Raw genomic sequence first — 7,568 nt, forward strand, 5'->3', positions numbered from 1 at the left:
CTGGGATGGTTCGACCGCAGGAGCGGACTATGGGGCGCGGCCCAGTTCGTTGCTCTTGTGGTCGCGGGCGCATGGGGTGTGTTTCTTCTGGTGCAGTCGGCGACGGAGCGCCGGATCGACAACGCCCTGCAATACGCGACCCAGCTTTCGGAGGGCCGGACCGGCGAGGCGCGGCATCTACTGGACCGGCTTTGGTACTCGCAGCCCGAAAATGTCAGGAAGTTCCGTGGCCAACTGGCCTTACTTCCTCCCGAAATGCAGAATGCCAGTGGGAAGGAGAGGGGGAAACCAGATCCCGTTCGTGCATTTGTCCACCAATGGATCCTTCCCGGAAATGAAGAAATCGGTCCTGTCGATGTGCAACTGGCCATCGCCGACATTGCCGACATGCTGGACCAGGTGGCGCTTTGCGCGAGCGAGTGCGAGGGGCTTTTGTGCTGGCGCGGCGCCCAATGCCACGAAGAAACGACGCGCGATCTGTTCTGCGGGTACACCCGCAGCTTTCACCGGCTTTATGGCGGCGAACTGGAAAACATCCGGGCAACTTACGGCAACGTCGGGCTGGGCCTGGCGTCGGACGCGTTTCAGGAGGATCCGCAATGCGAGCGCTAGTGGGGCTGGCTTTCGGCCTTTGTGCGGCCGCGAGTGCGGCGGCGGCGGCGGATATTTTCCGCGCGGAGCCGATCACGGAGACGTATTTCCACGCCTTTCCCCAGGAAACGATCGGCGATCCCGTGGATATCGGCATGCCGTTCAGCCTTGCCAATTCTCCGCACTTTCGCATCGAGGGCCGGATCGAGCCGGGCGACGACGAAAAGCTGGAAGCGCTGCTTCGGGAAGAGTTGCCCGACCCCAATTTCGACTGGTCGAACAACGTCGTCGTCTCGCTGAACAGCGACGGAGGGGATTTCTACGAGGGACTGGCGCTGGCGGACACGATCGGCGGGTTCGGGGTCATGACCTTCGTCGGCCCCGGGGACCGCTGCCTGTCGTCTTGCGCCATCGCCTTCATGGGCGGCCAGAATGTCATGCTGCGCGGCATGCCCGCCTGGCCCGCGCGCTATGTCCACGACGAGGCGATCGTCGGCTTTCACGCGCCGTTCTCGGAGCTTCCGGCGGCGATCCAGTTGCCGGACGGCACGCCGATGAACGACAGCCTGATGAAGCAGATTTCGCTTCAGTTCTACGGCCAGGCGCAGGCGGCGATCAACGAACTGACGAAGCGCATGTCGGACTGGCAGCTCGATCCGGATTTCGTCTTCGCGATGCTGACGAAGGAGAGTCGGGAGAAGGATGACAGACCGTTATTCGAGCAGTTCGTGCCAATCGCCAGTTTCAACCTCGCACGGCAGACAAAGAGCACGGTCCTTACCTCACGCGTGATCTATCCCGAAACCATCGGGTACCTCGACGCTCTTGGCGCCTGCAATTTCGTGCTGGGTCTCGCAACCGACGGCGAGGCATTCTTCCTTTACGGTCCGAACGGCCGGGATTTCCAGAATCCGGACGTCATCACCGAAACGACGACGCAGCCCTATTTCGAAGAGGGCAAGCTGGAGTATGCTCCGCTTCGGACAAACGGGCAGCGGTTTCCTTCGTTGGAAGAAGTGCACGGCGGAGTGTTCCGGTTGGTGCCGGGCGTCGATCCTGAAGCCTTCTTCTTCACTACGCCGACACGGGGGCTGGGCAAGGCGGAGTGCTCGGTTTTCCAGTTCGACGACGGCCGTTGGTACGTGAAGACGTTCAACCAGAATGTCCATCATCCCGGCAACGAGGGCGAATATCTTGGCAACAAAGTCCTCGATTTCGAATCACCGGTGCCCATCAGCTTGTACATAGCGGTTGGTCCAGACATGACCTGGATGGAGACGCCGGAGCTTGTCTACGTCGAAGCCGACGACCTCGTGGGCAGGTATCCCGAGGAGATACGTGGGATCACCGAGGCAAGCTTCGATTGCGGCGGCACGCTGGATCCGGCAGCAGAGATCATCTGCGAGGAACCCGCGTTGAGGACAGCCGATGGCCGGATGGTGGCGCTGTTCAAATGGGCGCGGGAGAAGGACCCCGAAAGCGTCCTCGCCGCCCAGCGCCAATGGCTCGCGGCGCGGGATCGCGCCTGCCGGCCGGGGCGGATCGATCGCAGCATCCCGACGCTGAGGCGGAGTCTGGCACAATGTCTTCTGGCATTCACCGAAGCCCGTAGCCGAGACCTGATCCTGGGAAACTGACCCGTCAGGCGCTGGCGGCAGAGGTTCGCGCGCCTTGGCGCGCCGACGTGTCGCCGGTCAACTCTTCCACCCCTTCAAGGTCGGCGTAGCTGCTTCTGGGCAGCCATTTGTCCATCGTCCGAGCCAGGACCGGGTCTCCGGACAGGAACAGTTCATCCAGTTCGGTCTCGCGCCGGATGGTCGTCCGCCCCAGCAAGATCGCGGCGAGCGACATGGTCGTGGTCTCGACATAGAGGTCGATGTCGTAGCCGGGGATGGATGTGCATATCTCTATCGGCGCGCCGGGGTTCGCCAGCACCCAGTAGGTGTCGTAGTCAAGGTCTTCGGCGAAATGAAACTGGATCACGACGCGCCGCCGCGGCAGGGCGTCGGGGTCGATCAGCTTGCGCATCTTCCACATCAGGCTTGACGCGCTGGTCGTGCAAAGCGCGGTTATCCCGTCGACGTTCTGCTGGGCCCAATGCGCCAGCGCGTCCAGCGCTGGTTCCAGGGCGATGGCCTTTCCCGTTCTCAGGTAATCTATGTTGCCGGTGGCCCGGTCGTGGATGCGTTCGACCAGCCCCAGGTCTTCGAGTTCGCGCAGGCGCTTTGTCAGTAGCGCGGGCGAGACGCTGCCGATTTCGCGCCGGATGTCGTTGAATTTGGTGTTGCCGGCCCAGAGAGCGACAAGGATCGCTATGGTCCAGCGCGGCTCGAGGATCTCGCAGGCCCGGGTGATGGGGCAGATCATTCCGTAGGGTTTCCTGGTCATGGTTCGGTCTCCTCGGATTGCCGGGAAGGCTACGCCAGGGATGGCCGACCGATCCAGTTCAGAATGTGTAGCGGGGTTGGTTCATTTCCTGCACTCGCCGGTTCCGGCCCGAGAGGAGCAGTCTGAAAGCCATCGAGAACACATGCCCGGGAAAGGATCATCCGATGGCCCTGATCGACACATTCGCCCCGCTTGCCGCCGGTTTCGGGCGGCGCGGGTTTCTGAAAGGCCTGCGGCGGCTCATGGGCGGTGCTCAGATTCAAGCCGGCCCGGCGGAAGCCCGGGCCGCGACCCGCCACGTCCTGCCGGCCACGCGCGACATTCACACGGCGCTGTATATCCGGTCGCTTTCGCGCCCGCCCGGTCAATCCACCCGGCGCACGTGAAGCTGGTTGCCGATCTTCTTGGTCTCGAACCGCTTGAGGCCCTGCACGAGGTCCGAAAGCTTCTTGCGGCCGTAGGTGCGCGGGTCGAAGTCGGGGTTGTCGCGGACGATGTACTGGCCAAGCTGCCCCAGCGCGTACCATTCGTCGTCGGCGTTGATCTTGTCCATCGCCTTCAGGATCAGCGGCGCCGCATTGATCGGATCCTGCTTGCCCGAGGTCGGGGCCGGCTGGCTCTTGTCGGTTTGCGGCGGCTCGTCGATCAGGTTCTCCAGGAGGATGAACCGGTTGCAGACGTTGCGCAGGCTTTCGGGCGCCTTCGCCTCGCCGATGCCGATCACGTCCATCCCCTGCTCGCGCACGCGGTTGGCCAGCGCGGTGAAATCGCTGTCGGAGGAGACCAGCACGAAGCCGTCGAACCGGCCCGAGTGCAGGATGTCCATCGCATCGATGACCAACCCGATATCGCTGGCGTTCTTGCCGACGGTATTGGCGGTTTCCTGATGCGCGACAAGGCCAAGGTCGCGGACGGCCCTGGCCCAGGTGTTCAGCCGCGTCGAGCCCCAGTCGCCGTAGACCCGGCGCAGCGCAGGTTCGCCGAAAGAAGTGATCTCTTTCAGGATCGCGCCGGCGTACTTCGCCGGGATGTTGTCGGCGTCGATCAGGACGGCGTAGAGAGGGCGGTCACGGTCGGCCATTACCCGGGCAGTTCGGCGGCGGTGTGAATGACCTTGCCCAGAAGCCCGTAGTCGATGGCCTCTTGCGAGTTCAGCCAGAAGTCGCGCTCGGTATCCTCGGCGATCTTGGCTTCCTTCTGGCCGGTGGCCTCGGCGAAGATGCGGTGGAAACGCTCGCGCATGATGCGGATCTGCTCGGCCTGGATCCACATGTCGGACGCCGTACCGCCGATGCCGCCGCGCGGCTCGTGCAACAGGAAGCGGGTGTTGGGCAGGCAGAAGCGGTTCTTCTTCTGGGCGCCGACGAAGATCAGGGCACCTGCCGAGGCCACCCAGCCCGAGCCGATGGTGCGGACCTCGGGTTTGATGAACTTGACCATGTCGTGGACCATGTCGCCGGATTCGACGTGACCGCCGGGCGACGAGATGAACAGGTTGATCGGCTTGTCCGAATCCTCGGCCAGTGCGATCAGTTGCGTTGTGATGCGCTGGGCCAGCTTGTCGTTGATCTCGCCCGTGATGATGACGTTGCGCGATTTGAAGAACAGGTCGGCCGCCTTGCCGCCCATGTCTTTCTTGTCGTCGTCGTCGTTTTTCTTGTCGGCCATTGGGCGCTCCGCTCGGTTGTCATGTGTTTGGGGGGAATGTCGTGCCTATGGCCGGGAATGGCAAGGGCCGGTCAGGCGAGAAAGCGGTGCATGACGAGGGCGTCGGTCTCGCCGCCGCCGGACGTGCGGAAGGCGCGCGGGATGCGGCCGATTTCGGCGAAACCCGCCCGGCGCCATGTCTCGACGGCGCGGGTGTTGCTGGCGAGGACGAAGTTGAACTGCATCGCCTCGAAGCCGAGGCGCCGGGCCTCGTCCAGCGAATGGGCCAGCATGGCGCGCGCCACCCCCCGGCCCTCGGCACCCCGCGCGGTGACGTAGCCGCAGTTGCAGACATGGCTTCCGCCGCCCTTCTGGTTGCGGCGGATGTAATAGGTGCCGAGAGGCTGGCCGTCGTCTTCCGCCAGATAGGCATGTTCGGCGGTCCAGTAGGCGAGAGCGTCCTCGCGGGAGATGTCCGGGTCGATGGCGTAGGTGTCGCCCGCGCGGAAGACCGGTTCGAGCATGGACCAGAGGGTATTGTGGTCGCCAGGCGTGGCGGCACGCAGATGCAGCGACATTGCTCTTCTTCTTTTCTGGAAGTACTCCGGGGGTCCGGGGGCAGCGCCCCCGGCGACCCCTCAGTAAACCACCACGCTCCGGATCGACTCCCCCGCGTGCATCAGGTCGAAGCCCTTGTTGATGTCTTCCAGCGCCAGGGTGTGGGTGATCATCGGGTCGATCTCGATCTTGCCGTCCATGTACCAGTCGACGATCTTGGGCACATCCGTCCGGCCGCGGGCGCCGCCGAAGGCGGTGCCGCGCCACGAGCGGCCGGTGACCAGCTGGAAGGGGCGGGTGGAGATCTCGGCGCCGGCGGGGGCCACGCCGATGATGATCGATTCACCCCAGCCCTTGTGTGCCGATTCCAGTGCGGTGCGCATGACGTTGACGTTGCCCGTGGCGTCGAAGGTGTAATCCGCGCCGCCCTTTGTCAGGTCCACCAGGTAGGGCACGAGGTCGCCTTCCACCTCGGTCGGGTTCACGAAGTCGGTCATGCCGAAACGGGTGGCCATCTCGACCTTGGCCGGATTGATGTCGACGCCGACGATCTGGTCGGCCCCCGCCAGCCTGAGGCCCTGGATCACGTTAAGGCCGATGCCGCCCAGGCCGAAGACGATGGCGCGGCTGCCGATCTCGACCTTGGCGGTATAGATCACCGCGCCGATCCCCGTGGTCACGCCGCAGCCGATATAGCAGATCTTGTCGAAGGGGGCGTCCTGGCGCACCTTCGCCAGGCTGATCTCGGGCAGGACCGTGTGGTTCGAGAAGGTCGAGCAGCCCATGTAATGCAGGATCGGGTCGCCATCGAGGGTCGAAAAGCGCGAGGTGCCGTCGGGCATCAGGCCCTGGCCCTGCGTCGCGCGGACCTTCTGGCAGAGGTTCGTCTTGGGGTGCAGGCAGTATTCGCACTCGCGGCACTCGGCCGTGTAAAGCGGGATCACGTGGTCGCCGGGTTTCAGGCTGGTCACGCCTTCGCCCACTTCCAGCACCACCCCCGCGCCCTCGTGGCCCAGGATGGCCGGGAACAGGCCCTCGGGGTCCGCGCCCGAGAGCGTGAATTCGTCCGTATGGCAGATGCCGGTGGCCTTTATCTCGACCAGAACCTCGCCCGCCCGCGGGCCGTCGAGGTTCACATCCATGATTTCCAGCGGTTTTCCGGCAGCGGTTGCCACGGCGGCACGTGTGCGCATCTTGTACTCCCTGATACTTTTGGTTGACCCTGCGCGAGGTGACGGGCGAAATCAATGTCAAAGCCGGGAGTTTTCATGCGCCTATTGATTCTGAATGCATTGGCCGCCGCCATCCTTGTCGCGGGGTGCGCGCCGCCGCCGCCGGGGGGCGGGAATACCATCGTGACCGCAAGCGCGGATACCGGGACCGGAGACAAGGAACCGGGTCTGGCGGATATCGAATTGTGCGATGCGGAGGAGTATCGCCCGCTGATCGGATCGAACATCGCGGCGGTCACGCTGCCGGCGGGTCCGCGGATGCGGGCCTTCAGCGTCGACGACATCGTCACGCAGGAATACATCCCGCAGCGGACCAACGTTCTTTATGAGACCGACGGTCGTATCATTCGGGTCTACTGCGGCTAGCGCGGGCTATTCGCGGTAATTCTCGTGGCAGGACCTGCAGGCGCCGCCGATCCTGTCGAGCGCCGCGCGCAGGTCGTCGGGACCGCCGACCCTGGCGGTCGCGGCGGCGGCAACGAGCGCGTCCGAGCGCTCGACGAAATCGTCCCAGTTCGTCCAGATGACGCCGCGCGCCTCGGATTTCGGATCCTGCGCGGGCGTCTCGAACAGCCCGGGGATCGCCGCGGCGTGGTCCTTGATGTCGTCGAGGGATGCCGCGACGGTTTCGGGCTCGAAGGCCGCCTCGCCCTTCGCGATCCGGCCCAGCGTCTTCGTGGCCCGGGCCAGGTCTTCCATCCCGTGCATCCGGGCTTTCACTGCCGGGTTCTGAACGCCGGTATGCGCCAGTGCGGCCGAGGCGCAGAGGGCGGCCACGATCAGAAGGGGGGCGGTTCTTTTCATGTGTCATGCTCGTTTTTTCGGGGCCAATCTGGCGCGGGTGCGGCGGGGGTCAAGTTCGGCGTCCCCTTCGCGTGCCGGAAGGCGGTGGGTGTTGCGACTCGACACACCGGGCAGGCAGGGTTAGTTTGAGGAGAACAAAAGAAGAACATGGCGGAACGCGCAGGTGCTGGTGTCGCTGTCGGCCGAGGCCGAGGCGGCGGGGCTGGTGCGCGGCCAACCGTTGCGCGATGCCCACGCCATGTGCCCCGCGCTTCAGACCCGGCTGGCGAACCGGCAGACGGACGCGGCCTTCCTGACGGTGCTGCGGCGCTGGGCGGGGAAGTTCAGCCCCTGGGTCGCCGAGGAGCC

The 7,568-nt window shown here is 64.6% G+C and carries 10 protein-coding genes and 1 pseudogene; 5 read left to right on the top strand and 6 right to left on the bottom strand.

Annotation, left to right across the window (positions count from 1 at the left end; genetic code table 11):
* Nucleotides 1-612: hypothetical protein (locus ACO07J_RS13465; RefSeq protein WP_422029799.1), on the top strand; the 612-nt coding region annotated here is incomplete at its 5' end.
* Nucleotides 600-2,228: a lysozyme inhibitor LprI family protein gene (locus ACO07J_RS13470; protein ID WP_422029801.1), complete on the top strand. Its 1,629-nt coding sequence runs from the start codon at nt 600-602 to the stop codon at nt 2,226-2,228. The genes ACO07J_RS13465 and ACO07J_RS13470, both read left to right, overlap by 13 nt.
* A 4-nt stretch (nt 2,229-2,232) precedes the next feature.
* Here ACO07J_RS13470 and ACO07J_RS13475 read toward each other — a convergent pair whose 3' ends face one another.
* The gene (locus ACO07J_RS13475; protein ID WP_422029803.1) at nt 2,233-2,979 is read right to left on the bottom strand and encodes a winged helix-turn-helix transcriptional regulator; all 747 of its coding nucleotides are present in this window, start codon (nt 2,977-2,979) and stop codon (nt 2,233-2,235) included.
* 164 nt (nt 2,980-3,143) lie between these two features.
* Here ACO07J_RS13475 and ACO07J_RS13480 point away from each other — a divergent pair, with 164 nt between their 5' ends.
* Nucleotides 3,144-3,365 (top strand): hypothetical protein, encoded by a 222-nt coding sequence (locus tag ACO07J_RS13480; protein ID WP_422029805.1) that lies wholly within the window; start codon nt 3,144-3,146, stop codon nt 3,363-3,365.
* Here the strand turns inward: ACO07J_RS13480 and ACO07J_RS13485 are convergent.
* The 4 genes from ACO07J_RS13485 to ACO07J_RS13500 all read right to left on the bottom strand — a co-directional run bounded on the left by ACO07J_RS13485 (nt 3,344) and on the right by ACO07J_RS13500 (nt 6,377).
* Nucleotides 3,344-4,060 carry an NYN domain-containing protein gene (locus ACO07J_RS13485; RefSeq protein ID WP_350158492.1) on the bottom strand — a complete coding sequence of 239 codons (717 nt, stop codon included), beginning with the start codon at nt 4,058-4,060 and terminating at the stop codon, nt 3,344-3,346. The genes ACO07J_RS13480 and ACO07J_RS13485 overlap by 22 nt on opposite strands.
* Entirely contained in the window at nt 4,060-4,647 is a 588-nt protein-coding gene (locus ACO07J_RS13490; RefSeq protein ID WP_422029807.1) for an ATP-dependent Clp protease proteolytic subunit, read from the bottom strand. The genes ACO07J_RS13485 and ACO07J_RS13490 overlap by 1 nt, the downstream gene beginning before the upstream one ends.
* A 71-nt stretch (nt 4,648-4,718) precedes the next feature.
* Nucleotides 4,719-5,204, bottom strand: coding sequence for a GNAT family N-acetyltransferase (locus ACO07J_RS13495; RefSeq protein ID WP_422029809.1), 486 nt, complete (start codon nt 5,202-5,204; stop codon nt 4,719-4,721).
* A gap of 60 nt (nt 5,205-5,264) precedes the next feature.
* Nucleotides 5,265-6,377 carry an S-(hydroxymethyl)glutathione dehydrogenase/class III alcohol dehydrogenase gene (locus ACO07J_RS13500; RefSeq protein WP_422029811.1) on the bottom strand — a complete coding sequence of 371 codons (1,113 nt, stop codon included), beginning with the start codon at nt 6,375-6,377 and terminating at the stop codon, nt 5,265-5,267.
* A 75-nt stretch (nt 6,378-6,452) separates the two neighbouring features.
* Here ACO07J_RS13500 and ACO07J_RS13505 point away from each other — a divergent pair, with 75 nt between their 5' ends.
* Complete coding sequence (locus ACO07J_RS13505; protein WP_422029813.1) at nt 6,453-6,782, top strand: I78 family peptidase inhibitor; 330 nt, start codon at nt 6,453-6,455, stop codon at nt 6,780-6,782.
* Nucleotides 6,783-6,788: 6 nt separating this feature from the next.
* Here ACO07J_RS13505 and ACO07J_RS13510 read toward each other — a convergent pair whose 3' ends face one another.
* On the bottom strand, nt 6,789-7,220 hold the full coding sequence (locus tag ACO07J_RS13510) for a c-type cytochrome (protein ID WP_422029815.1): 432 nt from the start codon (nt 7,218-7,220) through the stop codon (nt 6,789-6,791).
* A 151-nt stretch (nt 7,221-7,371) separates the two neighbouring features.
* On the opposite strand from ACO07J_RS13510, the pseudogene ACO07J_RS13515 reads away from it, so the two are divergent.
* A pseudogene (locus ACO07J_RS13515) lies at nt 7,372-7,568 on the top strand (DNA polymerase Y family protein); the annotation flags it as partial.

The organism is Roseovarius sp. (genome assembly GCF_965228755.1).
Lineage (GTDB): Bacteria > Pseudomonadota > Alphaproteobacteria > Rhodobacterales > Rhodobacteraceae > Roseovarius.